The 26,524-nt window shown below is 54.4% G+C and carries 34 protein-coding genes; 28 read left to right on the top strand and 6 right to left on the bottom strand.

Going from position 1 to position 26,524, the window contains the following annotated elements:
• Positions 1-136: 136 nt before the first annotated feature.
• Positions 137-460, top strand: coding sequence for an N-acetyltransferase (locus tag QZ280_RS04955; protein ID WP_293441465.1), 324 nt, complete (start codon positions 137-139; stop codon positions 458-460).
• On the opposite strand, the gene QZ280_RS04950 is transcribed toward QZ280_RS04955, so the two are convergent.
• The 3 genes from QZ280_RS04950 to QZ280_RS04940 form a co-directional block, all read right to left on the bottom strand.
• Positions 457-930: a tRNA (cytidine(34)-2'-O)-methyltransferase gene (locus QZ280_RS04950; RefSeq protein WP_293441464.1), complete on the bottom strand. Its 474-nt coding sequence runs from the start codon at positions 928-930 to the stop codon at positions 457-459. The two genes, QZ280_RS04955 and QZ280_RS04950, sit on opposite strands and share 4 nt — an antisense overlap.
• Before the next feature lie 118 nt (positions 931-1,048).
• A complete protein-coding gene (locus tag QZ280_RS04945; RefSeq protein WP_293441463.1) occupies positions 1,049-1,513 on the bottom strand; it encodes a GNAT family N-acetyltransferase in 465 nt (154 codons plus the stop codon).
• A 77-nt stretch (positions 1,514-1,590) separates the two neighbouring features.
• On the bottom strand, positions 1,591-1,914 hold the full coding sequence (locus QZ280_RS04940; protein ID WP_293441462.1) for a metalloregulator ArsR/SmtB family transcription factor: 324 nt from the start codon (positions 1,912-1,914) through the stop codon (positions 1,591-1,593).
• A gap of 220 nt (positions 1,915-2,134) precedes the next feature.
• Here QZ280_RS04940 and QZ280_RS04935 point away from each other — a divergent pair, with 220 nt between their 5' ends.
• The 11 genes from QZ280_RS04935 (at position 2,135) to QZ280_RS04885 (ending at position 12,879) form a co-directional block, all read left to right on the top strand.
• Positions 2,135-2,464, top strand: a complete 330-nt coding sequence (locus QZ280_RS04935; protein ID WP_293441461.1) for an AtpZ/AtpI family protein — start codon at positions 2,135-2,137, stop codon at positions 2,462-2,464.
• Positions 2,465-2,467: 3 nt separating this feature from the next.
• The gene (locus QZ280_RS04930) at positions 2,468-3,211 is read left to right on the top strand and encodes a F0F1 ATP synthase subunit A (RefSeq protein ID WP_293441460.1); all 744 of its coding nucleotides are present in this window, start codon (positions 2,468-2,470) and stop codon (positions 3,209-3,211) included.
• Between the two features lie 72 nt (positions 3,212-3,283).
• Positions 3,284-3,508 (top strand): F0F1 ATP synthase subunit C, encoded by a 225-nt coding sequence (locus QZ280_RS04925; protein WP_005981269.1) that lies wholly within the window; start codon positions 3,284-3,286, stop codon positions 3,506-3,508.
• A gap of 85 nt (positions 3,509-3,593) precedes the next feature.
• The gene (locus QZ280_RS04920) at positions 3,594-4,139 is read left to right on the top strand and encodes a F0F1 ATP synthase subunit B' (protein ID WP_293441445.1); all 546 of its coding nucleotides are present in this window, start codon (positions 3,594-3,596) and stop codon (positions 4,137-4,139) included.
• 4 nt (positions 4,140-4,143) lie between these two features.
• Positions 4,144-4,704 (top strand): F0F1 ATP synthase subunit B, encoded by a 561-nt coding sequence (locus QZ280_RS04915; RefSeq protein WP_293441443.1) that lies wholly within the window; start codon positions 4,144-4,146, stop codon positions 4,702-4,704.
• 106 nt (positions 4,705-4,810) lie between these two features.
• A complete protein-coding gene (locus tag QZ280_RS04910) occupies positions 4,811-6,853 on the top strand; it encodes a CocE/NonD family hydrolase (RefSeq protein WP_293441690.1) in 2,043 nt (680 codons plus the stop codon).
• 128 nt (positions 6,854-6,981) lie between these two features.
• Positions 6,982-8,565: an ABC transporter substrate-binding protein gene (locus QZ280_RS04905; protein WP_293441441.1), complete on the top strand. Its 1,584-nt coding sequence runs from the start codon at positions 6,982-6,984 to the stop codon at positions 8,563-8,565.
• Positions 8,566-8,579: 14 nt separating this feature from the next.
• Complete coding sequence (locus QZ280_RS04900; protein ID WP_009830101.1) at positions 8,580-9,536, top strand: ABC transporter permease; 957 nt, start codon at positions 8,580-8,582, stop codon at positions 9,534-9,536.
• Positions 9,537-9,547: 11 nt separating this feature from the next.
• Positions 9,548-10,366, top strand: a complete 819-nt coding sequence (locus tag QZ280_RS04895; RefSeq protein ID WP_009829427.1) for an ABC transporter permease — start codon at positions 9,548-9,550, stop codon at positions 10,364-10,366.
• Complete coding sequence (locus QZ280_RS04890) at positions 10,366-12,000, top strand: ABC transporter ATP-binding protein (protein WP_293441435.1); 1,635 nt, start codon at positions 10,366-10,368, stop codon at positions 11,998-12,000. Before QZ280_RS04895 ends, QZ280_RS04890 begins: the two co-directional genes overlap by 1 nt.
• Before the next feature lie 42 nt (positions 12,001-12,042).
• Positions 12,043-12,879, top strand: coding sequence for an alkaline phosphatase family protein (locus QZ280_RS04885; RefSeq protein ID WP_293441434.1), 837 nt, complete (start codon positions 12,043-12,045; stop codon positions 12,877-12,879).
• Here the strand turns inward: QZ280_RS04885 and QZ280_RS04880 are convergent.
• Genes QZ280_RS04880 through QZ280_RS04870 form a run of 3 tightly spaced genes read right to left on the bottom strand, consistent with a single transcriptional unit; the run spans position 12,876 to position 15,569 of the window.
• A complete protein-coding gene (locus QZ280_RS04880; RefSeq protein ID WP_293441433.1) occupies positions 12,876-13,799 on the bottom strand; it encodes an alpha/beta hydrolase in 924 nt (307 codons plus the stop codon). The genes QZ280_RS04885 and QZ280_RS04880 overlap by 4 nt on opposite strands.
• Positions 13,774-14,691, bottom strand: a complete 918-nt coding sequence (locus QZ280_RS04875) for a DMT family transporter (RefSeq protein WP_293441432.1) — start codon at positions 14,689-14,691, stop codon at positions 13,774-13,776. Before QZ280_RS04875 ends, QZ280_RS04880 begins: the two co-directional genes overlap by 26 nt.
• The gene (locus QZ280_RS04870; RefSeq protein WP_293441431.1) at positions 14,688-15,569 is read right to left on the bottom strand and encodes a LysR family transcriptional regulator; all 882 of its coding nucleotides are present in this window, start codon (positions 15,567-15,569) and stop codon (positions 14,688-14,690) included. Before QZ280_RS04870 ends, QZ280_RS04875 begins: the two co-directional genes overlap by 4 nt.
• A 14-nt stretch (positions 15,570-15,583) precedes the next feature.
• On the opposite strand from QZ280_RS04870, the gene QZ280_RS04865 reads away from it, so the two are divergent.
• From QZ280_RS04865 to QZ280_RS04790, 16 genes are all read left to right on the top strand, one after another.
• Positions 15,584-16,168: a hypothetical protein gene (locus QZ280_RS04865; RefSeq protein WP_293441430.1), complete on the top strand. Its 585-nt coding sequence runs from the start codon at positions 15,584-15,586 to the stop codon at positions 16,166-16,168.
• A 159-nt stretch (positions 16,169-16,327) separates the two neighbouring features.
• Entirely contained in the window at positions 16,328-17,830 is a 1,503-nt protein-coding gene (ffh, locus tag QZ280_RS04860) for a signal recognition particle protein (protein ID WP_293441428.1), read from the top strand.
• A gap of 2 nt (positions 17,831-17,832) precedes the next feature.
• On the top strand, positions 17,833-18,348 hold the full coding sequence (locus QZ280_RS04855; RefSeq protein ID WP_293441427.1) for a GNAT family N-acetyltransferase: 516 nt from the start codon (positions 17,833-17,835) through the stop codon (positions 18,346-18,348).
• A complete protein-coding gene (locus tag QZ280_RS04850; RefSeq protein ID WP_293441426.1) occupies positions 18,345-18,872 on the top strand; it encodes a GNAT family N-acetyltransferase in 528 nt (175 codons plus the stop codon). The genes QZ280_RS04855 and QZ280_RS04850 overlap by 4 nt, the downstream gene beginning before the upstream one ends.
• Positions 18,869-19,429 carry a GNAT family N-acetyltransferase gene (locus tag QZ280_RS04845; RefSeq protein ID WP_293441425.1) on the top strand — a complete coding sequence of 187 codons (561 nt, stop codon included), beginning with the start codon at positions 18,869-18,871 and terminating at the stop codon, positions 19,427-19,429. The genes QZ280_RS04850 and QZ280_RS04845 overlap by 4 nt, the downstream gene beginning before the upstream one ends.
• Positions 19,426-19,953 carry a GNAT family N-acetyltransferase gene (locus tag QZ280_RS04840; protein WP_293441424.1) on the top strand — a complete coding sequence of 176 codons (528 nt, stop codon included), beginning with the start codon at positions 19,426-19,428 and terminating at the stop codon, positions 19,951-19,953. The genes QZ280_RS04845 and QZ280_RS04840 overlap by 4 nt, the downstream gene beginning before the upstream one ends.
• Positions 19,950-20,246, top strand: coding sequence for a chorismate mutase (locus tag QZ280_RS04835; protein ID WP_293441423.1), 297 nt, complete (start codon positions 19,950-19,952; stop codon positions 20,244-20,246). Before QZ280_RS04840 ends, QZ280_RS04835 begins: the two co-directional genes overlap by 4 nt.
• A 49-nt stretch (positions 20,247-20,295) precedes the next feature.
• Complete coding sequence (rpsP, locus tag QZ280_RS04830; RefSeq protein WP_293441422.1) at positions 20,296-20,691, top strand: 30S ribosomal protein S16; 396 nt, start codon at positions 20,296-20,298, stop codon at positions 20,689-20,691.
• Between the two features lie 219 nt (positions 20,692-20,910).
• Positions 20,911-21,417, top strand: a complete 507-nt coding sequence (rimM, locus tag QZ280_RS04825) for a ribosome maturation factor RimM (RefSeq protein ID WP_293441421.1) — start codon at positions 20,911-20,913, stop codon at positions 21,415-21,417.
• A complete protein-coding gene (locus QZ280_RS04820; protein ID WP_293441420.1) occupies positions 21,418-22,101 on the top strand; it encodes a pentapeptide repeat-containing protein in 684 nt (227 codons plus the stop codon).
• A gap of 1 nt (position 22,102) precedes the next feature.
• Entirely contained in the window at positions 22,103-22,924 is an 822-nt protein-coding gene (gene trmD, locus QZ280_RS04815) for a tRNA (guanosine(37)-N1)-methyltransferase TrmD (protein WP_293441419.1), read from the top strand.
• A 51-nt stretch (positions 22,925-22,975) separates the two neighbouring features.
• Positions 22,976-23,350, top strand: coding sequence for a 50S ribosomal protein L19 (gene rplS, locus QZ280_RS04810; protein WP_009828636.1), 375 nt, complete (start codon positions 22,976-22,978; stop codon positions 23,348-23,350).
• Positions 23,351-23,361: 11 nt separating this feature from the next.
• A complete protein-coding gene (gene rpmE, locus QZ280_RS04805) occupies positions 23,362-23,583 on the top strand; it encodes a 50S ribosomal protein L31 (protein ID WP_009830561.1) in 222 nt (73 codons plus the stop codon).
• Between the two features lie 205 nt (positions 23,584-23,788).
• A complete protein-coding gene (locus QZ280_RS04800) occupies positions 23,789-24,754 on the top strand; it encodes an arginase family protein (protein ID WP_293441418.1) in 966 nt (321 codons plus the stop codon).
• 143 nt (positions 24,755-24,897) lie between these two features.
• Positions 24,898-25,779 (top strand): DMT family transporter, encoded by an 882-nt coding sequence (locus tag QZ280_RS04795; protein WP_293441417.1) that lies wholly within the window; start codon positions 24,898-24,900, stop codon positions 25,777-25,779.
• The gene (locus tag QZ280_RS04790; protein WP_293441416.1) at positions 25,772-26,422 is read left to right on the top strand and encodes a DUF1045 domain-containing protein; all 651 of its coding nucleotides are present in this window, start codon (positions 25,772-25,774) and stop codon (positions 26,420-26,422) included. Before QZ280_RS04795 ends, QZ280_RS04790 begins: the two co-directional genes overlap by 8 nt.
• Positions 26,423-26,524 lie beyond the last annotated feature (102 nt).

Here is a 26,524-nt window from a genome sequence, read left to right as displayed (position 1 = left end):
ACAGATATTGATACGATATATGCGCTAACCGCCATCGCCTTCGCACCCCAACCGTTCAGCGAAGGATCAGAGCCTGACATCATCAACCGCCTGCGCGCTGCGCTTTTCGTTTGTCACAGAGCAGGACGGGCAGATCTTGGGGCATGTCGCGCTTTCGCCCGTTACGATAAACGGCCAAAGCAATTGGTTCGGCCTTGGCCCCATCGCTGTCATACCAGAGCGTCAAAAACAGGGGATCGGCACAGCACTGATAAAGCGCGCGCTTACTGAGTTGAACCAGATCATTGCGGGCGGCTGCGTTTTGGTTGGCAATCCAGACTACTACAGCCGCTTCGGGTTCATCTCCAACGGGGCGCTCACCTATTTCGACACGCCCACCCAATATTTGCAATTTACACAGCTCACAGGATCAGAGCTGCGCGGTGAAATCACCTATCACGACGCATTTGGCGGCGCTTAACCGCGCAATTGTGGCTTCATCGCCTGAAAAATCACAGCCGTCGCGACATTGGCAAGGTTAAGAGAACGGACCTTGTCGCTCAGCATCGGCAAATGAAACACGCGATCCTCAAGACCGTCCAACAATGACTTTGGCAAACCCGCTGATTCACACCCGAACACAAGATAACTGTCAGGATCATAATCGGGTTCATACAAGCTTTGCGCGCCGTGCTCTTCAAAAAAATAGAGCTGATCGCGCATAGGTTTGCGGGCCTCTATGAAGGCCCCCCAATCGTCATAAAGCGTAAGGTTTACATGCTTCCAATAGTCCGTCCCCGCACGGCGCACAGATTTTTCATCCAATGAAAAGCCCAGCGGTTTGATCAAGATCAGTTCAAGGTTCAGTGCCACACAAGTCCGCCCAATTGCGCCAGTGTTCCAAGGGATTTCCGGCGTGACGAGCACGATTTTCATGCGAGGGGTGTTCATCAAGGACTTGGCTTTCTCTCGTCAATCTTGGTTCGTCTGCAGACGCGGATACAATAGATTGAAAACTTTAAGCAATCTTATTCAAACGATTCAAATGACGATTTCCAGCTTTGCTCGTTTATTCTGTCCGAACAGCAATCCGCCGCTTTTGAAAACCCGTGCGTGATTGTTCAAACCCAGCGCTTTCATAGAAATCAAGAGTGGATGGTTTAGTAGAGCCTGTAGTCAAAATAATTTTGTAACAGTCATGCTCCCACGCGCGATTAGAAGCAGCATCTAGAATGAGCTTGCCGTACCCCAGGCCTCTATAATCAGAATGGGTCACTACGTTCTCAATAAGCGCAGAGGATGCGCCACCTCTAGTCAAATTTGGAACGATCACAAGAGTGCGCGATACTATAATAACGTTGTCGATTTCTCCCACCAACACACAGCTACCTTCGTATTGTGATAGCTTGACTAAGTTGCGTTTGGCTAGTTTGGTTGAATAGTTTACGTTGTCTTTAGAAAGATGCACATACAAGGCCTGCAAAGCGTCGATGTCATCGACCGTGGCTATTTGCAAACGCAGTTGATGGTTCATGATCGACAAATACTTGGACGTAAAAATTTCGCAACCTTCAAAGCCATTTCCGCAAAGCAAATCTACTCGAGGTTTCCTTACACCCCCAACTCCGTCTCCAAGAAACGCTCGAACGCGTCCATGTCTAGTTCTTCGAATTGACCAAAGCTTTGCATCCAAACGGACGCATCTTTCATCGCGTTCGGTTCAATCTTGCACCACTTAACACGACCCCGCTTTTCTTGAGAAATCAAACCAGCTTTTGTGAGTATCACCAAATGTTTGGACACCGCCGCTAATGACATCTCGAAAGGTTCAGCAACATCTGTGACGGCCATATCGTCCTCCAGCAGCATCGACAGGATTGCACGGCGGGTGGGGTCGGCAAGGGCCGCGAAGGTAGTGTCGAGGGATTGGCTCATACCGCCATAAACGCAAAGCGGAGTTGATCGTCAACCAAATGGTTGAACATGCAGCACCTTCAATATGCGTCGGTTTTGCCCCTGCGCCCAGCTGTCGCAGCCTAGATTTTATAAAAAAACTTCACTATAACAAAGGCTTAACTAAAACCCACATTCTATTGACTCCTATCTTCAGCGGCCTTAGCACAGCCGGTGAACCTCATTGGTGGGATTTGCTCCGTTGACCGAGCCTGACAATAAAGACCGTCTTAAGCAATTGGACGACCGGATCGCTCAGGTGAAAGCAACGCAAGACGGCGGCCCAGCAACCGAGGAACACTATAGTGCGGCCCAACAAGGGTGGCGCATGGTGACAGAACTAGTCGCCGGTCTTGGGATCGGTTTTGGCATCGGATACGGACTGGATGTGCTTTTTGGCACGCTTCCTGTCTTCATGGTGCTGTTTATTATGTTGGGTCTCGCGGCCGGTATCAAAACGATGATGCGCACCGCACAAGAGATCCAGGACAAACAAATGTCTGCTCAGGCGGACGCGCAGAAAGAGGACTGAAGCATGGCTGAGGAAAAAGGCGGACTAGTGTTCCACCCAATGGATCAGTTCATTGTCAAACCTTTGTTTGGGGATGGCGCGATTGGCATGTTCACGGTTACGAACATGACACTTTGGCTTGCACTGGCAGCGATCTGCACCATCGTATTGATGGTTTTCGGCACATCTGGCCGCGCAGTGGTCCCGGGTCGCGCGCAATCAGTCGCGGAACTGGCTTACGGTTTCGTCTACAAAATGGTCGAAGATGTGACAGGCAAAGACGGGATCAAGTATTTCCCCTACATCTTTACCCTATTCATCTTCATCTTGTTTTCCAACTTCCTCGCTTTGATCCCCATGTCCTTCTCGCCAACATCGCACATTGCGGTTACAGCAATCTTGGGCTTTGGCGTGTTCTTTGTTGTTACAGTCATCGGCTTCATCAAGAACGGCGTTAGTTTCCTTGGCCTCTTCTGGGTCGCAAGCGCACCTTTAGCTCTGCGCCCCGTTCTGGCCTTGATCGAGGTGATCTCTTACTTCGTGCGCCCTGTCAGCCACTCTATTCGTCTTGCAGGCAACGTCATGGCGGGCCACGCGGTTCTTAAGGTTTTCGCGGGTTTCGCAGCGCTCACAGCGGTCGCGCCGCTTTCGATCCTTGGCGTCATGGCGATCTACGGTCTCGAAGTATTGGTCTCCGCGATCCAGGCCTACGTATTTACTATTCTGACGTGCGTCTATCTGAAAGATGCGCTTCACCCGTCTCACTAACTAACGTCGGGCTGCGCGATTGGCGCGCACCCTACGCATCTATCTAAACTTCCAATCGTAAGGAGAAATACTATGGAAGGCGATCTCGCACACATCGGCGCAGGACTTGCAGCAATCGGTTCCGGCGCAGCCGCTATCGGTGTTGGTAACGTTGCAGGCAACTTCTTGGCTGGCGCATTGCGCAACCCATCCGCTGCTGCTTCGCAGACAGCAACACTCTTCATCGGCATCGCGTTCGCAGAAGCACTGGGCATCTTTGCATTCCTAGTCTCCCTTCTGCTTATGTTCGCAGTCTAAGCCGACTGATCTAATCCTTACGCGCGGGCGGCTTGGCAAACGTTCAGGCCGCCCGATGTAGAGAAAAGTTCCGACGGAGGACGACATGGCTACCGAAACAACAGGTGCCGTCAGCTCATGCGTGGATTCCCATGGTTCAGCCATTGGTATGCCGCAACTGTGCTTTGAATGGTTCCCAAACCAGATTTTCTGGCTCGTTCTCACTCTCGCAGTGATCTTTCTTGTCCTGTCCCGCATCGCGCTTCCGCGCATCGCTGCGGTTCTGGCAGAACGTCAAGGAACGATTTCAAATGACATCGCCGCAGCTGAAGCGTTGAGAAACAAAACAGCAGATGCGGAAGATGCGTATAACAAAGCCCTCGCAGATGCGCGTGCCGAAGCACAAAACATCGTGGCAGGTGCCAAAGCAGATATTCAAGCTGACCTCGACGTCGCTATCGCGAAAGCGGACTCAGAGATTAGCGCGAAAGCGGCTGAATCGGAGAAGGCAATCGCTGAAATCCGCGCAGGAGCTCTCGCAAGCGTTGAAGAAGTTGCCAAAGACACAGCGGCTGAGATCGTCTCGGCTCTGGGTGGCAAGGCTTCGGCAAAAGATGTGGGCGCGGCTGTCGCTGCCCGCTTGAAAGGATAAAGTCATGCGCATCAAAGCACTTGCACTCCTCCTGACAGTCTCGGCTCAGCCTGCCTTTGCAGCCTCTGGTCCATTCTTCTCGCTCGGCAACACGGACTTCGTTGTGTTGCTTGGCTTCTTGCTGTTCATCGGCGTTTTGTTCTACTTCAAGATCCCTGACCTTTTGGGTGGCCTTTTGGACAAACGCGCAGAGGGCATTCGCGACGAGCTCGACGAAGCGAAAGCGCTGCGTGAAGAAGCTCAAACACTTCTTGCCTCCTACGAACGCAAACAAAAAGAAGTCCAAGAGCAAGCAGATCGTATCGTGGAAGCGGCAAAAAAGGACGCAGCGCTTGCTGCGGAACAGGCGAAAGAGGATCTCAAAGCCTCCATCGCGCGCCGCCTTGCAGCAGCGCAGGACCAACTGGCCTCCGCCGAAGCAGGTGCAGTCAAAGAAGTGCGTGACACAGCCGTCACAGTGGCAATCGCTGCGGCAAACGATGTGATTGCGAAGCAGATGACAGCCAAAAATGGCGCTGCATTGATCGACGATGCCATCGGCGAAGTTTCTTCAAAACTGCACTAAGCACTTTTAAAAACCTAATTGAATTCGCCCGGCCATCGCGTCGGGCTTTTTCTTTTCTTAACCTTTCCTATTTCCTTAAATATCCTGGGATTTGGAGCAGCGGCTCATACAGCACGCCCATCTTGACTCCCAAACATCAAACCTCAACGATGCCTTCATGACATCAAATACGCTCCGCAAAATCACCGAAAACCCCGATCTCGACATCTCGATGCCCGACGGCACCCGCCTCTCCGCACGCACTTGGATGCCCGACAACGCACCAGACGCCCCCGTCCCTGCGATCCTTGAATTTTTGCCCTACCGCAAACGCGATGGCACCACAGCGCGGGACTGCCTCACACACCCCTATTTCGCGCGCCGCGGCTATGCCTGTATCCGCGTCGACACGCGCGGCAACGGCGATAGCGAAGGGCTGATGGACGACGAATATAGCCCCCAAGAACTCGCAGACGCGGTAGAAACAATCAAATGGCTCGCCGCGCAGCCTTGGTGCTCCGGCACTGTTGGGATGATGGGGATCAGCTGGGGCGGCTTCAACGCTTTGCAAGTCGCAGCGCTGCAACCCGACGCTCTCAAAGCGATCATCACGCTCTGCTCTACAGTGGATCGCTACGCCGATGACATCCACTACAAAGGCGGCTGTTTGCTCAATGAAAACCTCGGCTGGTCTGGCACGATGTGGTCCTATTCCTCGCGTGCGCCCGACCCAGCATTGCGCCCTGACAACTGGCGCGAAATTTGGCTAGAACGCCTCGAAAACGAACCCTTCCTTGCTGCGACTTGGCTCGATCACCAACGCCGCGACGCTTACTGGAAACACGGCTCAGTCTGCGAAGACTACAGCAAAATCAAAGCCGCCACACTCGCCATTGGTGGTTGGGGTGATGCCTATAAAAACGCACCTCCCGCACTCATAGAAAACCTCAATGCACCTGTAAAAGCGATCATCGGACCATGGGTGCACAAATACCCACACTTCGCCATCCCAGAACCGCGGATTGGCTTTTTGCAAGAATCCTTGCGTTGGTGGGATCGCTGGCTCAAGGGGATCGAGACTGGCGTCGAAGATGACCCTCTCTACCGCCCATACCTTATGGAGTCTGTGCCGCCGAAATCGTGGTACACCGAACGCGCAGGTTCATGGCTCGCTATCGCCGAAAAACCCTCAGATCTCCCGCGTGAGACTTGGCATTTTGGCGAAAACAGCCTTCAAGAATGCCCCGCAGCGTTCAGGAAAACCATTCAATCCCCCCAAACCTGCGGCGCACATTCAGGTGAATATTGCGCGATTTGGCTGGGGCCAGAATTGCCCGATGATCAGCGCAGCGATGATGCGATGTCGCTGGTGTTCACATCCGAACCAGTCACAGCGAAACGCGACATAGTTGGCGCGCCGCAAGTAACACTCACCCTCAGCTCCGGCACTGCGCAGGGTCAAATCGCTGTACGTTTGCTCGACATTCAACCCAACGGCGCAAGCGCACGCATCACTTATGGCGTTCTTAACCTCTCGCATCGCCATAACCACGCCAACCCTTCTGCAATGACGCCGGACAGCCCCGAAGAGGTCACACTCGATCTGGATCATATCGCGTATCGCCTGCCCAAAGGCCATCGCCTGGGTGTTGCTGTGTCGACCGCCTATTGGCCCCTGATCTGGCCCAGCCCGGAAGCAAGCAAATTAACCTTAACCGAAGGGTCGCTCAGCTTTCCATTGCGCGCCAGCGGCGACACTGATGAATGGACTTTCGAGACACCCGAAGGAGACGAACCATGGCAGGTTGAGACCATCCGCGAGGGATCAAACAGCCGCAAAACTGTGACAGATTGGGCCACAGGAGTCGTCACGCTTGAGATCCTTGATGATTTCGGCAAGGTCAAAGATAGTGATCACGGTCTCATCAACGGCTCCATCGCGCGCGAATGGTGGTCAATCCATCCCGATGATCCCCTTAGTGCTAAGGGCCGTACCCATTGGAGCGATGAGTTAGAGCGCGAGGGAATCACTCTTCGCACCGAAGCTACATCCGAGATGACCTCTGACGCCACGCATTTCCACCTCACAGCGCGCTTAGAGGCCTTTGAAAACGGTGACCTAATCTTCGAAAAAGACGTGCAGCGCAGCATTTTGCGCGACAACTTGTGAAAGCGTGATGGGGAAAAAGCAATTAACCCTTGCTGAGCGCGCCGCAATCCGCATTGTTAGCGTCACTAATATGAAAACCGCCTGCTTATAACGACGGCGGATCAAGATACCTAACTTGGAGACTTCAAATGCAAGATCAACTCGACTACCTCGCCAAACGTGCGAGCGCTGGTAAACTGTCACGCCGTGACTTCATGGGCAAAGCCTCCGCACTAGGCGTGAGCGCCGCAGCTGCAAGCACGGTGTTCGCGACAGCCGCGCAAGCGATGACACCCAAAAAGGGTGGCGATCTAAAGATTGGTTCCACCGGTGGCGAAAGCACGAATTCGCTCGACCCTGCGACATACGCAAGCCAAGTGCCCTATCACAATGGTCGTCAATTCGGTGACACATTGGTAGAAGTCTCTCCAACAGGCGAGATCGAACCACGCCTCGCGACGAGCGTTGAAAGCACGCCAGACGCGAAAACATGGATGTTCAAACTGCGCCAAGGCGTTGAATTCCATAACGGCAAGACAATGACTGGCGACGACGTCCTCAAAACAATGGAGCGTCATTCGAACGAAGATTCTAAGTCCGGTGCGTTGGGCGTTATGCGCAACATCGAGAGCATGAAGGTTGAGGGCGACACGTTCTCCATCACGCTCAAAGATGCGAACGCTGACCTGCCTTACCTGATGTCTGATTATCACCTGATCGTTCAGCCAAATGGCGGCATGGACAACCCTGCCGAAGGCGTTGGCACTGGCCCATATAAGATGGAAGTTGATGAGCCGGGTGTGCGTCACATGTACTCTAAGTTTGCAAACTATTGGGGCGATGACGGCCACTTTGATTCCGTCGAGATCCTCGCGATCAACGATGCGACCGCGCGTACAGCGGCGCTTCAGTCAGGTCAGGTGCACCTGATCAACCGTCTTGAGCCTAAGATTGCCGGCCTCCTGTCACGCGCACCTGGCGTTCAAGTTCAGTCCACTCCGGGCCGTGGTCACTATGTGTTCATCATGCATACGAACACTGCGCCGTTTGATAGCAAAGAGCTGCGTCTTGCGCTTAAGTATGCGATAAACCGAGAAGAAATGGTCGAGAAAATTCTGCGTGGCTACGGTTCTGTTGGTAACGACATGCCGATCAACGCAGCCTATCCTTTGTTTGATAGCTCGATTGAACAGCGTATGTATGACGTGGACAAAGCGAAAGAACACTACGCAAAGTCTGGTCACGATGGCTCGCCCATTATCTTGCGTACCGCTGATGGTGCCTTCCCAGGTGCTGTTGATGCTGCGCAGCTGTTCCAGCAATCCGCTCAGGCTGCTGGCATTCCATTGGAAATCAAGCGCGAACCAAACGATGGCTACTGGTCCGAAGTCTGGAACAAGCAGCCCTTCTGCGCATCTTACTGGGGCGGTCGTCCGGTTCAGGATCAGATGTATTCGACAGCGTATCTTTCAAGCGCAGATTGGAACGACACAAAGTTCAATAATCCAGAATTTGACGCCAAACTTTTGGCTGCAAAAGCAGAGTTGGACGGCGAGAAGCGCAAAGCACTATATTCCGAGATGGGCCAGTTGGTGCGTGAAGAAGGCGGTCTTATTTGCCCAATGTTCAACGACTTCATCGACGGTGTCAGCGACAAGCTTGTGGGTTGGGAAGTCGATCCAAACGGCGAGCTGATGAACGGTCAGGTCACACGCAAGCTGTCCTTCGCATAAGGTCGGGTTAGCGCATGCACCCGATTTTGAAATTGGTGTCCCAGCGTTTAGCGCTGGGGCTACTGCTCCTTCTCGCAGCGTCTGCGTTGATATTTGTGGGAACGCAAATTCTTCCCGGTGATGTTGCTGCTTCTATTCTAGGCCAATCCGCGACCCCTGAGGCGCTGGCCAATCTTCGTGCAGAATTGGGCCTGAACGAGCCTGCTTTGAGCCGCTATTTCAGCTGGCTTGGTAGCGCAGTCACAGGTGATCTCGGCACAGCGCTCACCAACGGTCAGGATATCGCGACATCAATGGGCAAACGCCTTGGCAACACCTTGTTCCTTGCCTTTTGGGCCGCTGTTGTCTCCGTGCCTCTCGCGATCTTTCTTGGTCTTCTGGCAGTACGCTACAAAGACCGCTGGCCCGACAAATTGATCTCAGCCGTCACGCTCACCTCTATCTCAATCCCCGAGTTCCTGATCGGTTACGTGTTGATGTATTTCATCGGTGTCAAACTCGGCTGGGCGCCATCCGTGGCGATGATCAACGACAGCATGAGCCTTGGTGAAAAGCTCGCAGCTATCGCACTCCCGGTCACTGTGCTGACCCTCGTGGTGCTAGCCCACATGATGCGCATGACCCGCGCCGCCATTCTTAACGTGATGCAATCCGCCTATATAGAAACCGCAGAACTCAAAGGTCTCAGCAGCTTCCAAGTCATCTCGCGCCACGCTTTCCCTAACGCGATTGCACCAATTGTGAACGTCGTCATGCTCAACCTCGCCTACCTTGTTGTGGGTGTCGTCGTGGTCGAAGTGGTCTTCGTTTATCCGGGCATGGGTCAGTATTTGGTCGATCACGTGGCCAAGCGAGATGTGCCAGTTGTGCAAGCCTGCGGCCTTGTTTTCGCAGCCGTTTACATCCTGCTCAACATGGTCGCTGACATTGTGTCGATCCTTGCGAACCCGCGCTTACGACACCCTAAATAGGAGGACCGGACATGTTCAAGAATATCCCCATATCCGCCCTCATCGGCCTTTTCTTTACAGGTCTCTATTTTTTCATCGCCATCTTCGCCCCATGGATCGCCCCCTACGGCATGGCGGAAGCCGTCGGCGACGTGTGGGAGCCATCCTCGGCCAAACACTGGCTCGGCACAGATAGTATCGGACGCGACCTGCTCAGCCGGATGATCTATGGCGGACGCACAACAATCTTCATCGCTACAGCGGCGACGATCCTCAGTTTCACGCTCGGCTCCTGCCTTGGCCTTTTAGCAGCAGTCATGGGCGGTTGGGTCGACCAAGCCATTTCACGCTTCGTAGATTTGATCATGTCGATCCCCACTTTGATATTCGCGCTCGTGGTCCTCTCGGTCATGCCCGTTACGATCCCGGTGCTTATCCTCGTCATGGGTCTCTTGGACTCAACACGCGTCTACCGACTCTCACGCGCAGTTGCAGTGGACATCAACGTGATGGACTACGTCGAAGCCGCAACACTGCGCGGCGAGGGGCGAGGCTGGATCATTTTCCGTGAAATCCTACCCAATGCACTTAGCCCACTGGTCGCCGAAATGGGGCTGCGTTTCATCTTCGCAGTCCTCTTCGTCTCGACGTTGTCGTTCCTTGGTCTCGGCGTACAGCCCCCCGGTGCAGATTGGGGCGGCATCGTGAAGGAAAACAAAGACGGCATCGTCTACGGCATCCCCGCCGCATTGGTACCAGCCTTCGCCATCGCAACGCTCGCAATTTCAGTGAACCTCGTAGCGGACTGGATCTTGAACAGAACCACCTCTCTCAAAGGAGGGCGCGGATAATGAGCGATCCACTCCTCAAAGTATGCGGTCTCAAGATCGACGCGACAGTTTATCCACCAGATGCCAAACCTCACCAGATTAAGATCGTGCATGGCGTCGATTTCGAGCTGCAAAAGGGCAAGGTCCTTGGCCTCATCGGTGAATCCGGCGCGGGTAAATCCACGATCGGCCTCTCTGCGCTTGGCTATGGGCGTGGCGGCGTGGAACTCACGGGCGGTGAAGTTTGGGTCAACGGACGCGACATCCTGCAAGGCGGTATCGCGGATCTGCGCAAACTGCGCGGCGCGGAAGTCACCTATGTGGCGCAATCCGCTGCTGCAAGTTTCAATCCTGCCAAAAAAATTATGGATCAGGTGGTTGAGGCCTCCGTCAGCCAAGGCAAGTTCTCCCGTTCAGATGCCGAAGCTAAAGCGCGGCTCTTGTTTGCCAAACTCGGCCTGCCCGATCCAGACAACATCGGATCGCGCTACCCACACCAAGTCAGCGGTGGCCAACTACAACGTTGCATGACAGCGCTCGCGCTGTGCCCCGAGCCTGATCTGGTGGTCTTCGATGAACCAACCACCGCGCTTGATGTAACCACGCAAATCGACGTGCTCGCAGCCATCAAAGAAGCGATCCGTGATACCGGCGTTGCTGCGCTTTATATTTCTCATGACCTCGCCGTAGTGGCGCAGGTCAGCGATGATATCATGGTTCTGAAAATGGGCGAGATGGTCGAATATGGCCCCGTCGATCAAATCATCAACACCCCGCAGGAAGAGTATACCAAAGCCCTCGTCTCCGTGCGCTCGATCAATAACGAAGAAAAAACGCCGACGGCTCCGATCCTAAGCGCCAAGAACATAACCGCGCGCTACAAGGGCACCAAATTCGACGTGCTGCATGATGTCAGCATTGATATCTCTCCCGGCCAAACCCTTGCGGTGGTTGGTGAATCCGGCTCTGGCAAATCTACGCTCGCGCGCGTGATTACGGGCCTTCTGCCCCCCAAAGACGGCAGCACAGATTTCGCAGGCCGCACACTTAGCCCCGATCAACCGAGCCGCACCAAGGAAGACCTGCGCGAATTGCAGATGATCTACCAAATGGCGGATGTGGCGATGAACCCGCGACAGACCGTGGGCACGATCATTGGCCGGCCCTTAGAGTTCTACTTCGGCCTCAAAGGTGCCGAAAAACACAAACGCATTAACGAATTGCTTGATGAGATCGAGATGGGCGATGGCTTCATCGACCGTTATCCAGCCGAGCTTTCCGGCGGTCAAAAACAACGTGTCTGCATCGCCCGCGCGCTGGCAGCGAAGCCCAAGCTAATAATCTGTGATGAAGTCACCTCCGCACTCGATCCACTCGTCGCTGACGGCATCCTAAAACTGCTGCTTAATCTGCAAAAGCGCGAAGACGTAGCTTATCTCTTCATCACCCACGACCTCGCCACAGTGCGCGCCATCGCGGACAGCATCGCGGTGATGTATCAAGGCAAAGTCGTGCGTTACGGTGCCAAATCCGAAGTGCTCAGCCCGCCCTTTGATGACTACACCGACCTGCTCCTAAGCTCTGTGCCAGAAATGAATCTCGGTTGGCTCGAAAACGTCATTGCCACACGCAAAATGGAAAGTGCTGGCAACTAGCGCGACTTCATCTTTCTAAATTAACTTCCGCCGGAGGCTCCTATGGATCGCAAACTACTCCTCATAATCCTTGATGGTGTGCCCTTGCGAAACTGGACCCGTCTGTTCGGCAATCTCGAGGGCTGGGTCGACGCAGGAACGGCACAAAAATGGACCATGACCAGCGTGTTGCCGTCGATCTCTGCAAGCTGTTATGCATCTATCCACACAGGCGTGACCCCGCAGGAACATGGCTGCACCGGCAACGGAAATGTGTTTCGCATCAACAAACCAGACCTCTTCTCTGAAATCAGAAAAGCGGGCGGTATAACAGGCGCAGTCACCCATTCCTTCTGGTCAGAGTTTTTCAACCGCCACCCCTTCGATTACGTGCGCGATATTGAATACGACGAACCTGAAAGCCAGACGATCAACCATGGTCGTTTCCATTCGATGACAGGCTACGGCGCGGCCAATCAAATGACGCCGTCCGATCTAGATCTCTTCGCGACGCTCACCAATCTCGCGCTAAAAAACAATCTGAATTACGGCATCCTGCACACGTGTACGCTTGATAGCATGGGGCATCGCTTTCAGCACGAAAGTCATGAGATGGACCATGCCTGTTTTGTGATGGACGAAATGCTCGCCCCGTTTATTCCGCGCTGGCGCGAGATGGGCTATGAGGTGATCGTCACTGCAGATCACGGCCAAGATGCACGCGGACATCACGGCGCGCGCGATCCATTGCAGCAAGAGTTCGCGCTTTATTACTTTGGCGACGCAAATGGGCCAAGCTCCGATACGCCATTGCACCAGTTGCAACTCGCACCCACAATCCTGTCACGACTTGGTGCCCCAATTCCGTCAACTATGACGGCCAGACCGTTTCTGAATTAGTAAGGCCAGCGGCCCGCCCCCAATGCACTCACCGCTTCTTTGATCCGCTCAAAACTCGCGCTTGAGCGCGCAGACATGTGCCGCGCGCGCATATGGCCATGCACCAAACCTGCTTCATCGACACGGTGCACTGGCACGCCAGCGACCTTTAACGCCGCTTCATAATCCACGCCATCATCGCTTAGCGGATCACATTGCGCAGTGTTGATCACAGTTGGCGGCAAGCCTTCAAACGAGCTGTCATGCAAAGGTGCGTAGCTTGGATCGCCCACAGGTTCTTTCCCCGCCAAGCGTACATCACGATAGATCACGATATCATCGCGCGTGAGCATCGGGGCGTCTGCAAACTCCAGATACGAACCCTTATCAAAATCCCCGCCAAGGCCCGGATATATCAAAACTTGCCCGCGAATATCCAACTCCGTTCCGCGCGCCATATGCGACACGCTGGCCGCAAGATTACCCCCCGCACTGTCCCCGCACAGCACCAAAGGTTTGCCAGTTTCAGCAAACACCGCGCGCGTCGCTACCATCGCATCGTCGAACATTGCAGGGTGCTTGTGCTCTGGCGCCATGCGATAATCGACCGACACCACATCATGACCGCTGGCCGCACAGATCTCGGCGCAGACGTCATCGTGACTGTCCAAACCGCCCACGACAAAGCCACCACCATGGTGATACATCACAACAACATTACTGCCGCCGATAGTATACTGTCGGCACGGCACGCCACCATAATCGCGATCAAGCGCAGTGACGCCAACGGGATAGGGCACCCGAAATTCGGTGCACATATCATTGTATATCCGGCGCTGATCCTCGACCCCAAAAGTCGCAGTATCTTCGGGATAGCATGCGTTCGTCTTTTCGATAAACGCCCATGTCTCTGCATCAATCAGCTTTTGATAATCGGCCATCGCGCCCTCCTGTTTCTTCATGTTTCAGCAAAACGACTAAGGCCAGCACGGTCAAGCCGACACCCACCAAAATCAATCCACGCGGTGCGCCATGCCCCAGTGCAATTTCCCACAAAGTGACCCATGAAGGGATCAAATATGTGTAGGCCATCACCTTCGCCCCCGGCAATCTCAGGGAAGCGAACTGCCCAAGCACAAACGTTGCGGCCGTCGCAAAGATCGACACATATAGCACTGTCAGCCAGACTATGTTTGGCAACGCTGCGTAGTCGGTGTTCCAGATCGCAGGCCAGCTCCAAACCAAGAGCACCAGAATGCCGCCAATCGTTGTTCCGAACGAGAAAAGTATCGCGCTTTCGCCCCGGTTCAACAAACGCACGAGCGGGATGTAGATCGCGTGGCACACGCAGCCCCAGAAGTAGATGATCTCGCCCTTGCCAACTTCGAACAGCATGAAGGCAGACCAATCCGCGCGGAAAATAACCCAGAGCGCGCCGACCGCACCAATGCTCAAACCCCCTGCGATCCGCCACGTTGTGATTTGACGCAAAAGCAAGAAGGACGCGAAGGCGGTGACGATAGGTGTCAGCGTAAAGACCGCTGCTGCTGACACGGGTGTTGCGGTTTTCAGTCCCTCGAACATCAGAACGAAATAGGTCGCAAACACGCCACCCAACAAAACGTAGCGCCACGCGGCGGTGAAAACGCTGGCGTTTAGCTCGCCACGCAGCGCGCAAATGCTGCCAAGGATGAGCGCTGCAATCGAGAACCGCAAAAATGTGACCAGTTCTGGTGCGATGAACGGCGATGCGAGCGCGCCAAGCGAAAAGGACCCCGCCACGAGCATCGAAAACAAGAGCATCGCTCCGTGACCGCGCAGCCCCTCGCTCATGCGGCGTCCCAATCTTTCGCTTGTTCTTTCACGAACTTCAGAAAGGCTTGCACTTTCGCGGTGCGATGCAAATCCACATGACTAACAAGCCACAAAGGCGCGCACCATTCCGCACGCGGTGGCGCAATTTGCACCATGTCAGGATGACTTTCCGCGTCTTTCACAGTCATAAACCCAATGCCTGCACCCGCTCTGATCGCCAGCTCCATCGCGCGATTGTCTGTGGATCGAAACACAACGTTCTCGCGCGGCACGTTTGTGTTGAGCCACACAAAAAACGGTGCGCGGTTGGTCTCCAGATCATGACCCACAAAGCGATGCTGCGCATAATCCGCTTCTCTGGCTGGTGTGCCGTGGCGATCTACATAGCTTTGCGCCGCATAAAGCCCGACCGATTGGCTCACAAATTTCTGCACCACATTGTCCGGCTGATCAGGCGCGACACCGGCGCGAATGGCAACATGTGCCTCACCGTATTCTAAACGAAACAGGCGTTCACCCGTTAGATAGCGCACGGTGATATCAGGATAGCGTTCTTGAAACGCGCTCAACGTGGGTGACATGAGCGGCGCGAGTCCGTTGAGAGAGGTCACAACTAGCTCGCCCGAAACCTCTTCACCCTTGCCTTTGACGCGCCCCGCGAGTTGGCTGAATTGCTCATCTGTTGCTTGCGCAACGCGGCACAGGTCCTCACCGGCTTCGGTGGCAGTGTAACCGCGCGCATGACGCTGAAACAGCTTTACACCAAGGCGCGCCTCAAGCGCATCAACATGGCGAATAACCGTCGCATGATGCACCCCTAGGATATCCGCAGCCCCGCTTACCGTGCCCATGCGCGCAACCTGATAAGCGGTGCGCACCTCGTCCCAATTGTCCATTCACAGCCCTTTTTGTGCGTCAATCCACGTTGCGCACCACATTCACTGGTTTGGTTCGAAATTGCAACAAACACACCCTTGGCAATCCCACCAGCACACACCAAACTCGTCGCACGAAAGTTGCGCGCAACACATATTCCACTTTGGTCATCGAGAAGCGCCCAATTCTAGTATCAGCCGTGCTTGGCTTCTTTTTCTTTGCGTCATCTGCAGGTGCAATCAGGGCTTTGATGGCGGGAGAGTGGGTAGCCGGCATTGTGCTAAGCGTCTCTGCAGTGTTCTCCGCCTTGCTTATCCGTCTCATTGTTCGCCGTGTGCAGGTGATCTTTGATCGCAACGGTGACACAATCACCTTTCGCGCACGTAATATGCGAGGCTACAATCAAGTCATCCACGCGCTTGGTGATCTCAGCCATGCCAAAAAGGACGGGCACGACACAGCACGTAGTGTTTTGATGTTCGATAGAGGTATGAGTCAACGCGAACACCCGATCACACAATACCACGTCAGTGGCCCTGCGCCCAAGCGGAGCACAGATGCTATTAACGCATGGCTCAAAGCACCCGCACCTGTTGACTCCGAGCCACCGAAAGCCTAAACGCACCCTACATCCGGAAGCATAAACCTTCCGGTCCTCAATTACATGAGGATCGCCACCAGTCAGCGCGTCGCGCCCACTGGTGCGTTTCTCGTTTGGAACATTCGCTGGGCCTTACTACATAGGTCTTAACTTGCACACGGCTAAAGGATCTTAGGCATGTTTGAAAATCTATCCGAACGCCTCGGCGGTGTCTTTGATCGCCTGACCAAGCAAGGTGCTTTGTCCGATGAGGATGTGAAAACCGCCCTGCGCGAAGTACGTGTTGCTTTGCTTGAAGCGGACGTGTCCCTGCCCGTCGCGCGCGATTTCGTCAAAGCGGTGCAAGAAAAGGCCACGGGCCAAGCGGTCACCAAGTCCATCACCCCCGGCCAGCAAGTTGTTAAGATCGTTCACGACGAGCTTCAGCATGTTCTGCGCGGTGAAGGTGAGCCCGGTGAGCTCAAGATCGACAACGCCCCTGCCCCGATCCTGATGGTCGGATTGCAAGGTGGCGGTAAGACAACAACAACAGGTAAGCTCGCCAAACGTTTGACCGAGAAGAACGGCAAGCGCGTTTTGATGGCGTCCCTCGATATTTACCGCCCAGCGGCGCAGCAACAGCTCGCGATCCTCGGCACGCAGATTGGCGTGGACACATTGCCAATCGTTGCTGGTGAAAGCGCGGTTCAGATCGCCAAGCGCGCCAAGCAACAGGCGACATTGGGCGGTTACGACGTTTACATGCTCGACACAGCCGGTCGTTTGCAAATCGACGAAATCTTGATGAAAGAGGTCGAAGATGTGCGCGACGCGGTGAATCCGCGTGAGACTTTGCTCGTGGTCGATGGCCTCACAGGTCAGGTCGCAGTGGAAGTCGCGCAAGAGTTCGACGGCAAGATCGGCATCTCTGGCGTGGTTCTCACGCGTATGGATGGAGACGGTCGCGGTGGTGCAGCACTTTCCATGCGTGCGGTCACAGGCAAGCCGATCAAGTTCGTCGGCATGGGCGAAAAGATGGACGCGCTTGAGACGTTTGAGCCTGAGCGCGTCGCGGGTCGTATCCTTGGTATGGGCGACATCGTTGCGCTGGTCGAGAAAGCGCAAGAAACCATCGAGGCCGAGCAAGCCGAGCGCATGATGAAGCGCTTCCAGAAAGGTCAGTTCAACATGAACGACCTCAAAGGCCAGCTTGAGCAAATGCAAAAGATGGGCGGCATGGAAGGCATCATGGGCATGATGCCGGGCATGGGCAAGATTGCGAAGCAGATGGAGGGCGCGGGCATTGATGATCGCATCCTCAAGCAGCAGATCGCCCTGATCCAGTCGATGACCAAGCGCGAGCGCGCGAACCCGCAATTGTTGCAAGCTTCGCGCAAAAAGCGGATCGCCAAAGGCGCGGGCATGGAAGTGTCCGAGCTGAACAAACTTCTGAAAATGCAGCGCCAGATGGGCGACATGATGAAGAAGATGGGCAAAGGCGGGATGCTCAAGCAAGCGATGAAAGGCATGATGGGCAAAGGCGGCGGCATGCCTGCTGGCATGGACCCCTCCAAGATGGATCCAAAAGCGATGGAAGCGGCAGCTAAGGCGATGGGTGGCAAACTGCCTGGCGGTCTTGGCGGATTAGGTGGCGGCATGGGTCTGCCCCCGGGTCTGTCTGGCTTTGGGAAGAAGAAGTAACCTTGGATCGCGCGCCCACCATACGCACCGAGCGGTTCACGCTACGGCACCACCAGATGAGCGATTTCGCTCCTCTAGGTGAGCTGTTCGCGTCTGAGCGTTCAATCTATATAAGCGGGCGGATTGATCGTCAAAAGCTGTGGTATTGGGTGGCTGGCGAAGTTGGCAGTTGGTCTTTGCAGGGCTTTAGCAGCCGGGGAAGCGAAACCCATGACGGTGCGTTTGTGGGCCAAGTTGGTGTCAACAAGCCAAGCCATTTTCCTGAGGTCGAGCTTGGCTATCTGATCATGCCTGAATTTGAGGGCCAAGGGATTGCGTTTGAAGCGGCTGAAGCTGCGCGCGCATGGGCGTTTGAAACCCTCAAGATTGAAACGTTAGTAAGCTACATTGATCCAAAGAACGCGTGCTCTATTGCGTTGGGGCAGCGTCTTGGCTGCGTCATCGATCCTGACAGGGCTCTTCCGGACGGCGAAACGAATGATGAGACGGTTGTGTATCGTCATCGGAGGGCCGCATGAGTTTAACCAACGCCCCCCATTTTGAAACAGAACGCTTGATCTTGCGTGGCCCTGAAATGCGCGACGTGGAAGCGTTTATCGTGTTCTCCGCAGATAAAACCCGCTCCGAGGGTTTCGGCTACATCCCACAACGTGATGAGGCTTGGCGCTGGTTCGCGTTGAACATTGGCCACTGGCACATTCACGGCTACGGCTACCTCACGATTGAAGACAAAGAGACAGGCAATCCCGCTGGCGTTTGCGGCATTTGGAACCCAGAGGGCTGGCCAGAACCAGAAATCGGCTGGGTGGTCTATGAGGGATTTGAAGGCAAAGGCGTTGCTTATGAGGCAGCAATCGCTGTGCGCGCATGGGCCTATGCGGATCTTAACTTTACAACGCTTACGTCAAACATCGTTCCCGCCAACACACGCTCCATTGCGCTTGCTGAGCGTCTCGGCGCAACGTTTGAACGGGAATATGAGAACGTGCAAATGGGGCTCGACCACCTCTATCGCCATCCTGCACCGGAGGTGCTTTTATGACACTGCGCCATGCACAAGCCCCCACTGGCATCCCATCTGCACTCGCCGCAAACGTGGCTGCGCAGATCCCGACGCTTGTGTCTGACGCGCTCTTGTTGCGCGCACCGCTTGTTGAGGATTTTTCACTTTATGCAGAAGTTATGTGCAGCGAGCGCGGTCAGTACATGGGCGGCCCTCTCAGCCGTGATGATGCGTGGTGGGGCTTCGTTCAACTCGCGTCAGGCTGGATGCTGCATGGGCATGGTGGTTGGTCGATTGTCGATGTGGATAGCGAAGAGCTGTTGGGTTTTGTGATCCTTGGGCTAGAGCCAGGCGATCAACAGATTGAGCTGGGCGTCCTTGTGTCTGAATCTAATGAAGGCCTCAGTATCGCACATGAAGCCGCGCAAATGGCGCGTACGTTTGCGTTTGATACGCTGAAGCTGACGGAACTGGCGAGCTACATTCACAAAGACAATACACGTTCTATTACCTTGGCGGAACGCCTTGGTGCCAAGCGCACAGTGCACGATGATACGATACTGGCCTACATTCATACCAATGAGGCTGTGCAATGACCTCATTCAACTTCGAAATTCCCACTATCGAAACAGAAAGCTTGATCCTGCGCGCGCCGCTGGAAAGCGATCTTGATGCGCTGGAAGTCTTCAATCAATCAGAACGCTCGCATCTCATTGGTGGCCCGCTGGATCGTGCGAATTGCTGGCGTGTGATCTCGAATGGCATCGGCCATTGGGCTTTGCGCGGATTTGGGATGTGGCACATTCATCATAAAGCAGATGATCGCATGATCGGTGCTTGTGGGTTCATAATCCGCGAAGGCTGGGACGAACCTGAACTTGGTTGGAACGTGCACGATGGCTATGAAGGCAAAGGCTACGCCTTTGAAGCCGCCATGGCCGCACGCACACACGGTGCGACGCATTTAGATTTGAACGGTATTCTCAGCTATATCGATCCTACGAATCATCGCTCTTTCGCCCTTTCGACACGCATGGGCGCGTACTTTGAGCGCCAAGGCAGTTTGCGGGGTGAAGTCGCAGACATCTACCGCCACCCCACGACAGGAGACACCACATGACAGACGCAGTCACCAAAGCCGCAGAGGTGCTCAAAGAGCATCGCTCCAGCATCGATCGCCTTGATGCGATCCTCGTCTACACGCTGGGCGAGCGGTTCAAACACACACAAGCTGTGGGCAAGCTAAAGGCAGAGCATGAACTACCTGCGAGCGATCCCACCCGCGAGGCCACGCAGATTGCGCGACTTGAAGACCTTGCAAACAGGGCCGATCTTGATCCTGAATTTGCCAAGAAATTCCTTAATTTCATCATTGAGGAAGTGATCCACCACCACAAACAACACCAATCATAGGATCCGTGATCTCACTGATCCGAAAAAGAAAACTTAGGAGTACTACATCATGGCTATGAAAATTCGTCTTGCTCGCGGCGGTTCCAAGAAGCGTCCATTTTACCGTATCGTTGCAGCGGATAGCCGCATGCCACGCGATGGTCGCTACATCGAAAAGTTGGGCACATATAACCCACTTCTTCCAAAAGACAGCGAAGAGCGCGTGAAAATGAACGTTGAGCGCGTTCAGTACTGGTTGGGCGAAGGCGCACAGACAACGGACCGTGTGTCTCGTATGCTCGAAGCGGCTGGCCTGAAAGACAAGGTTGAGCGCAGCAACCCGAAGAAGGGTACGCCTGGCAAGAAAGCTGTTGAGCGCGCGGAAGAAAAAGCAAACAAAGCGGCAGAAGCAGCAGCCCCAGCGGAAGCATCTGCGGAAGAAGCAGCAGCAGAAGAAGAAGAGTAAACCGCTCTGCCTTCTCAAGAATAAAGGGCGGCGCTGTAGTGGCGCCGTCTTTTCTTTTTCTATTGTTGGATGATTTGATATGTTCCGCTTGATCCGCCTTCCAATCATGTTCGGCATTGCATTCGTGCTTGGTGTTTTTTCTGAACGAAACGCAGCGCTCGATAAATGTGTGGACGCGGGCGGCACCATGAAAAGCGGCATATGTCGAGGAGTTTCAAAATGAGTGATGATCTGATTTGTGTCGGTTCCATTGGTGGCGCGTTTGGCGTCAAAGGTGATGTGCGCATCAAAAGTTTTTGTGCACAGCCCTCTGATATTGCTGACTATAACCCTTTGCGTCTAGACAATGGACGCACTTTGAATTTGACCCTACTTGGCCCCGTGAAAAACGGCTATTCCGCGCGCTTTTCTAACGTGAGCAGTAAGGAAGATGCTGACGCACTCAGCGGCCAAAAACTGTTTGCGCAACGCGCTCAACTGCCCGATCTGCCCGATGACGAATATTACCACACCGACCTCGAAGGGCTTGAGGTCGTTGACACAGGCGGCGTCGCGCTTGGCCGTGTGAAGAATGTCCAGAACCACGGCGCAGGTGACCTGCTGGAAGTACATGGCCCCAACCTGAAAACAGCCGTTTTGCTACCGTTTACTTTGGACGCTGTACCCACAGTTGACCTCAAAGCAGGTCGCATTGTCACAGACCCTCCGTTAGGTCTGTTTGAATAAATGAGCGATCCGCGCACCCTTTCAGAGCAGGCATTGACCAGTGGTAATATTGCCGATTTGTTGCGCCACGGTGTGCCTGTTCACTTGCAAAGCTGTTCGTTGACTGGCGTCGATTTCGCCGAAGCCGATCTTGCAGGATGGCGCTTTGAGAAATGTGATTTACTCCACACCAATCTCGATCACTGCATCCTCGAAGATGTGGTGGTCTCGGGATGCCGTAGCGTGGAAAACAGCTTTCGTTTCGCGCGTTTTTCGCAAGTTTTCTTTAAGGACAATGACCTAAGCAACACCAGCTTCAAGCACAGCCAATTCACGGATGTGGCGTTTGAAGGTTGCAAAATGCTCGGCGTGGATTTCACTGACACCACGACAAGTGAGCTGGCGTTCAAAGAATGTAATCTTGGCCTGTCCCAAATGCAAAAAATCACCCTCCGCGATGCGACCCTCAATGCGGTGAATTTCGATCAAGCCGACCTCACAGGCGGCGATTTTAGCGACGCACTTTTCGATGAATGCTCCCTGCGCGAAAGCAATGTAAGTGAGGCCAATTTCCAGGGTGCGGACCTGCGCAATTCCGACCTTGGCGGCCTTCAAATGAGCGACGCGCGTTGTTTCAAAGGCGCGATCATCTCCAAACGCCAAGCCGCTGATCTGCTTGGGCAACTGGGGTTAAAGGTACTTTGATATGACTGATACTCCCCGCTCTCATGGTCGCAAAGCGATCCGTCCAACCTTTAAGCCACGCGAGTTGATGACGCCAACACCGGAACTAGCAGGCGTGTGGCGCGCGCAGATTATCACCTTGTTTCCTGATGCTTTCCCCGGCGTTCTTGGTGCATCCCTCACAGGCAAAGCCTTGCAAGAAAGGCTGTGGCAGATGGAAACGATTGATCTGCGCCCTTTCGGGGAAACCAAACATCACAACGTGGATGACACGCCTGCAGGCGGCGGCGCGGGGATGGTTTTGCGGGCGGACGTGCTGGGCAAAGCGCTTGATAAGGCGGCAGAATCTGAGCGTGGAAATTGGCCGCGCGTCTATCTTTCCCCGCGTGGCAAGCGCCTAGATCAGAAGATGGCGCAGCGCTTTGCGGCGTGTGATGGAATCACGTTGCTTTGCGGACGTTTCGAGGGTGTTGATGAGCGTGTGATCGAAGAATACGACATCGAAGAAGTCTCCCTTGGTGACTTTATTCTCACAGGCGGCGAGATTGCAGCGCAGGCCTTGATTGATGCAACTGTGCGGCTTATACCGCGCGTGCTTGGGAACTATGATTCCACGCAGGACGAATCGTTCTCGCATGGGTTATTGGAGCATCCTCAGTATACGAAACCTGCGATCTGGAAGGATCGTGCGATACCGGAAATACTTCAGTCCGGCCATCATGCGAAAATTTCTGACTGGCGGCAGGCTATGGCCGAAAGGCTAACAAAAGAACGTCGACCTGACCTCTGGCGGGCTTGGTGTGCAGCGCACAACAGGGACCCGAATGAAGACCAAGAGCTCTGAGGACGCATAAACCTTTGCGGAACAACCGCGAGCATACATAGGAGATAGGACATGAATCTTATCGCACAATTGGAGGCCGAACAGGTCTCCGCACTCGGGAAAGACATTCCCGATTTCAAAGCTGGCGACACCATTCGCGTTGGCTACAAAGTAACCGAGGGCACGCGCTCTCGTGTTCAGAACTACGAAGGTGTGTGCATTGGCCGCAAAAACGGCAAGGGCATCGCGGGTTCTTTCACAGTTCGCAAAATCTCATTCGGTGAAGGCGTGGAACGTGTGTTCCCATTGCACTCCACCAACGTCGACAGCATCACAGTTGTGCGCCGTGGCCGTGTTCGCCGCGCCAAGCTGTACTATCTGCGCTCACGCCGCGGTAAATCCGCACGTATCGCAGAAGATACAAACTACAAGCCACTCAAAGGCTAAGGAGCGCACTGATGAAAAACGATATTCACCCAGATTACCACATCATCAACGTGAAGATGACCGATGGTACGATTCACCAGATGAAATCCACATATGGCAAAGAGGGCGACCAGCTCGCGCTCGACATCGACCCATCCGCGCACCCTGCGTGGACAGGTGGCGGCACACGCTTGATGGATGCTGGCGGACGTGTTTCCAAGTTTAAGAAGAAGTACGAAGGTCTGGGCTTCTAAGCTTAGCACTCTTTCGGATTTTACGAAGCGCCGCTCCTTTTTGGGGCGGCGTTTTGCGTTTTGGCGCTCAAAAGGACGCGAGACGTCTGATTCAGGGCCCATTGCGCGACGCTATAATGCCCACCTCTTGTTGCAACCAATCGCATTATTGTTGACAGTGTCCTCTATGCCTGCAGACTTGAGCTTTAACAAAAAGAGAACCTCGATGGCACAAAAACCGGACCTCGCTGCGCTATTCGGAGCAACCAATGCGGAGACCTTTCTAGGATTGCCCGCTTGCAAAGACCTAACGAATATTGACGCATCTTCGGCTTTCATAGGAGCCCCTTGCGCGACGCCTTACGGCTCTGTTGGTGCCTATGCACAAAATGGGCCTGAATCGCTTCGCCAAGCAATTGCGTCGCTGACTGCCAACATAAACCGACACAATTTTGATCTAGGGGGGCCAACTTTTCCAGAAGGCACCAAACGCGCCGTCGATTGCGGTGACCTGCCATGGAGCGGCACTGATTTTCCAAATAATCGCCAAACGATCCAAGAAACTGTGGCCTCTGTTCTGGCTTGTGGTGTCATCCCGATGGTCGTGGGTGGGGATGATTCAATTCCCATTCCGATGCTGCAAGCGATGGGCGGCACAGGGAAAAAATATACTGTTTTACAGATAGATGCGCACATTGATTGGCGCGACACGCATATGGGCGAAAATATGGGATTGTCCTCGACCATGCGGCGCGCATCAGAAATGGATCACATCGAAAAGATCATTCAGGTTGGTGCCCGCGGGATCGGTTCTGGGCATTCGTCTGACTATGAAGACGCGGTTGCATGGGGGAGCATTTTCTTCACAGGCCCCGATATTCATGCCCGTGGGATGAGGCAGGTTATTGAGCAGATAGACGTGGGGGCGAACGTCATCTTGTGCATCGATATCGACGCGCTTGACCCGTCCATTGCTCCTAATACGATAGGCCGCTCGCCGGGTGGTTTGAGCTATTATCAAGCCTTGGAGCTGATCAATGGCGCAGCGGAACGCGGACACATTGCAGCGGTCGACTTTGTAGAAATCATGCCAGAAGTAGATATCGATGGATTGGGCGGACTAACGGTGTCTCGCTTGGTCGCGGCCACAATGGGGATTTTGGCGCGCCAGCAGGCAGAGCAGTTTTCTTAACGCATCTGGATCTTAGAACAAGGGTGTTTTCATAATGCCGAAAGTAGTCTTGGCCAAAATTAGCGTCGATCTCTGGACATCGAAAATCATTAGGCGCAGGACTTACGCTAAGATCTGTAACTAGCCAATCGAGAGCCACCAGCATGCAAGCACGCCCCCTCTGGCTCGTCCTCGCACCATTCATCTTTCTCGCGCTTTGGTCCATGGGTTATTCGGTCGCCAAAATCGGCCTGCTCTACACGGACCCCATGACGTTGCTTGCCTTGCGCTTTGGCTGCGTGATCGCGATCATGGCCGTACTCTTTGCGCTTATCCGCCCCCCTTTGCCAAAAACCCGCGTTGAGTGGGCGCATCTGGCGCTTGTCGGGTTTCTAATCCAAGCGGTTTACTTCGGGATGAATTACTTTGCGTTTGAATCGGGCGTGGGCGCAGGCACGGGCGCTTTGCTCATGTCTTTTCAACCAATTCTCGTCGCCCTTATAGCCCCAATCTGGAGCCTCGAGGTCATCGGGCGACGTAGTTGGATCGGACTTGCACTGGGTCTGTGCGGCACCCTTTTAGTGGTCGGATCGCGCACAGATATCGAGCCACCGACGCTCTTCGGGTTAAGCTGCGCCGCCATTGCACTTCTTGGCATCACCAGCGGATCGCTTTGGGAGAAACGCTTTGGCCTAAACCATCATCCCGTCACATCAAACCTCATCGGCTACAGCGCGGGCTTCATCGGCATCCTCCCCGCACTTGCGCTGCAAAACAGCTTCGAGGTGGAGTGGAGCGGTGCCTTCATCGCAGCGCTCGCCTACCTTGTGATCGGCAACTCGCTCATCGCTGTCGGCCTACTGCTCGCAATGATCCGCGCGGGCGATGTTAGCCGCGTGTCGGCGCTCTTCTTCATGGTGCCGCCCCTTGCCACCCTGATCGCATGGTTCCTGCTGGGCGAAGTGATGCCACCCATTGCATGGCTCGGCTTGGCAGTCGCATCCCTTGGCGTGTACCTTGCTACGCGAAAGGCACGCGATGTTTGAGCGTTATGGGATCTATTACACGTTTGACGGAGCACTTGGAGAAATGGGTGCAAAATGGCTCGGTTGGGACATAGCGCAAGCGTGCGAACATACCGCTGGGGACTATACAAAACGCCCTCGCAAATACGGGTTTCACGCCACTGCAAAAGCGCCGTTTAATTTGGCGAATGGCAAGAGCGAAGCCGACCTGAAACAGGCTTTCACCACACGTTGCTCAACGTTAAGCCCCGTCACACTAGGCGCGCTACAGCTCCAATCTATTGGTCGTTTTCTTGCCCTGACCATCAACGGCGATGACACAGCCCTCAAATCACTCGCAAGCACCATCGTGCGCGACATGGATACTTTTCGCGCTCCACTCACCAAAGACGCCATTGCACGCCGAATGAAATCCCGTCTCAGCGACGCGCAAATCGCAAATCTGCATCGCTGGGGATATCCTTACGTGATGGACGACTATCAGTTTCATGTGACACTAACAGGGCCTCTCAAAGAGCCGCTCAACCAAGTGATACGCGCCGAGGCATCCCGCGTTTTCACACCGCTTTTGCCCGCGCCCTTTGTGCTATCGCACCTGACGCTGGTCGGCGAACGCGCTGATGGTCACTTTGTGCAAATCACCCGTTTGCCGCTCACAGGCTAAGTGACTGCAAAACTGCGGTTTCCAAAATGGCGCGCGCGGCCTCTTCCCCTTGATCGGGACTTGCTCTAATTCCGTTATTCATAAGAGCTCAAGGAACCCATC

Source organism: Planktotalea sp., assembly GCF_018607995.1.
In the GTDB taxonomy this organism is placed as follows: Bacteria; Pseudomonadota; Alphaproteobacteria; order Rhodobacterales; family Rhodobacteraceae; genus Planktotalea.
The sequence above is the reverse complement of the archived record's forward strand: the minus strand, read 5'-3'. Positions and strand labels throughout refer to the sequence as shown.

What these genes read in the sequence shown, in the direction of transcription:
- QZ280_RS04950 (WP_293441464.1), bottom strand. Translation starts at nt 930, where the DNA reads ATGAACACCCCTCGCATGAAAATCGTGCTCGTCACGCCGGAAATCCCT.
- QZ280_RS04945 (WP_293441463.1), bottom strand. Translation starts at nt 1,513, where the DNA reads ATGAACCATCAACTGCGTTTGCAAATAGCCACGGTCGATGACATCGAC.
- QZ280_RS04940 (WP_293441462.1), bottom strand. Translation starts at nt 1,914, where the DNA reads ATGAGCCAATCCCTCGACACTACCTTCGCGGCCCTTGCCGACCCCACC.
- QZ280_RS04930 (WP_293441460.1), top strand. Translation starts at nt 2,468, where the DNA reads ATGGCTGAGGAAAAAGGCGGACTAGTGTTCCACCCAATGGATCAGTTC.
- QZ280_RS04925 (WP_005981269.1), top strand. Translation starts at nt 3,284, where the DNA reads ATGGAAGGCGATCTCGCACACATCGGCGCAGGACTTGCAGCAATCGGT.
- QZ280_RS04920 (WP_293441445.1), top strand. Translation starts at nt 3,594, where the DNA reads ATGGCTACCGAAACAACAGGTGCCGTCAGCTCATGCGTGGATTCCCAT.
- QZ280_RS04915 (WP_293441443.1), top strand. Translation starts at nt 4,144, where the DNA reads ATGCGCATCAAAGCACTTGCACTCCTCCTGACAGTCTCGGCTCAGCCT.
- QZ280_RS04905 (WP_293441441.1), top strand. Translation starts at nt 6,982, where the DNA reads ATGCAAGATCAACTCGACTACCTCGCCAAACGTGCGAGCGCTGGTAAA.
- QZ280_RS04900 (WP_009830101.1), top strand. Translation starts at nt 8,580, where the DNA reads ATGCACCCGATTTTGAAATTGGTGTCCCAGCGTTTAGCGCTGGGGCTA.
- QZ280_RS04895 (WP_009829427.1), top strand. Translation starts at nt 9,548, where the DNA reads ATGTTCAAGAATATCCCCATATCCGCCCTCATCGGCCTTTTCTTTACA.
- QZ280_RS04890 (WP_293441435.1), top strand. Translation starts at nt 10,366, where the DNA reads ATGAGCGATCCACTCCTCAAAGTATGCGGTCTCAAGATCGACGCGACA.
- QZ280_RS04885 (WP_293441434.1), top strand. Translation starts at nt 12,043, where the DNA reads ATGGATCGCAAACTACTCCTCATAATCCTTGATGGTGTGCCCTTGCGA.
- QZ280_RS04880 (WP_293441433.1), bottom strand. Translation starts at nt 13,799, where the DNA reads ATGGCCGATTATCAAAAGCTGATTGATGCAGAGACATGGGCGTTTATC.
- QZ280_RS04875 (WP_293441432.1), bottom strand. Translation starts at nt 14,691, where the DNA reads ATGAGCGAGGGGCTGCGCGGTCACGGAGCGATGCTCTTGTTTTCGATG.
- QZ280_RS04870 (WP_293441431.1), bottom strand. Translation starts at nt 15,569, where the DNA reads ATGGACAATTGGGACGAGGTGCGCACCGCTTATCAGGTTGCGCGCATG.
- ffh (WP_293441428.1), top strand. Translation starts at nt 16,328, where the DNA reads ATGTTTGAAAATCTATCCGAACGCCTCGGCGGTGTCTTTGATCGCCTG.
- QZ280_RS04850 (WP_293441426.1), top strand. Translation starts at nt 18,345, where the DNA reads ATGAGTTTAACCAACGCCCCCCATTTTGAAACAGAACGCTTGATCTTG.
- QZ280_RS04845 (WP_293441425.1), top strand. Translation starts at nt 18,869, where the DNA reads ATGACACTGCGCCATGCACAAGCCCCCACTGGCATCCCATCTGCACTC.
- QZ280_RS04840 (WP_293441424.1), top strand. Translation starts at nt 19,426, where the DNA reads ATGACCTCATTCAACTTCGAAATTCCCACTATCGAAACAGAAAGCTTG.
- QZ280_RS04835 (WP_293441423.1), top strand. Translation starts at nt 19,950, where the DNA reads ATGACAGACGCAGTCACCAAAGCCGCAGAGGTGCTCAAAGAGCATCGC.
- rpsP (WP_293441422.1), top strand. Translation starts at nt 20,296, where the DNA reads ATGGCTATGAAAATTCGTCTTGCTCGCGGCGGTTCCAAGAAGCGTCCA.
- rimM (WP_293441421.1), top strand. Translation starts at nt 20,911, where the DNA reads ATGAGTGATGATCTGATTTGTGTCGGTTCCATTGGTGGCGCGTTTGGC.
- QZ280_RS04820 (WP_293441420.1), top strand. Translation starts at nt 21,418, where the DNA reads ATGAGCGATCCGCGCACCCTTTCAGAGCAGGCATTGACCAGTGGTAAT.
- trmD (WP_293441419.1), top strand. Translation starts at nt 22,103, where the DNA reads ATGACTGATACTCCCCGCTCTCATGGTCGCAAAGCGATCCGTCCAACC.
- rplS (WP_009828636.1), top strand. Translation starts at nt 22,976, where the DNA reads ATGAATCTTATCGCACAATTGGAGGCCGAACAGGTCTCCGCACTCGGG.
- rpmE (WP_009830561.1), top strand. Translation starts at nt 23,362, where the DNA reads ATGAAAAACGATATTCACCCAGATTACCACATCATCAACGTGAAGATG.
- QZ280_RS04800 (WP_293441418.1), top strand. Translation starts at nt 23,789, where the DNA reads ATGGCACAAAAACCGGACCTCGCTGCGCTATTCGGAGCAACCAATGCG.
- QZ280_RS04795 (WP_293441417.1), top strand. Translation starts at nt 24,898, where the DNA reads ATGCAAGCACGCCCCCTCTGGCTCGTCCTCGCACCATTCATCTTTCTC.
- QZ280_RS04790 (WP_293441416.1), top strand. Translation starts at nt 25,772, where the DNA reads ATGTTTGAGCGTTATGGGATCTATTACACGTTTGACGGAGCACTTGGA.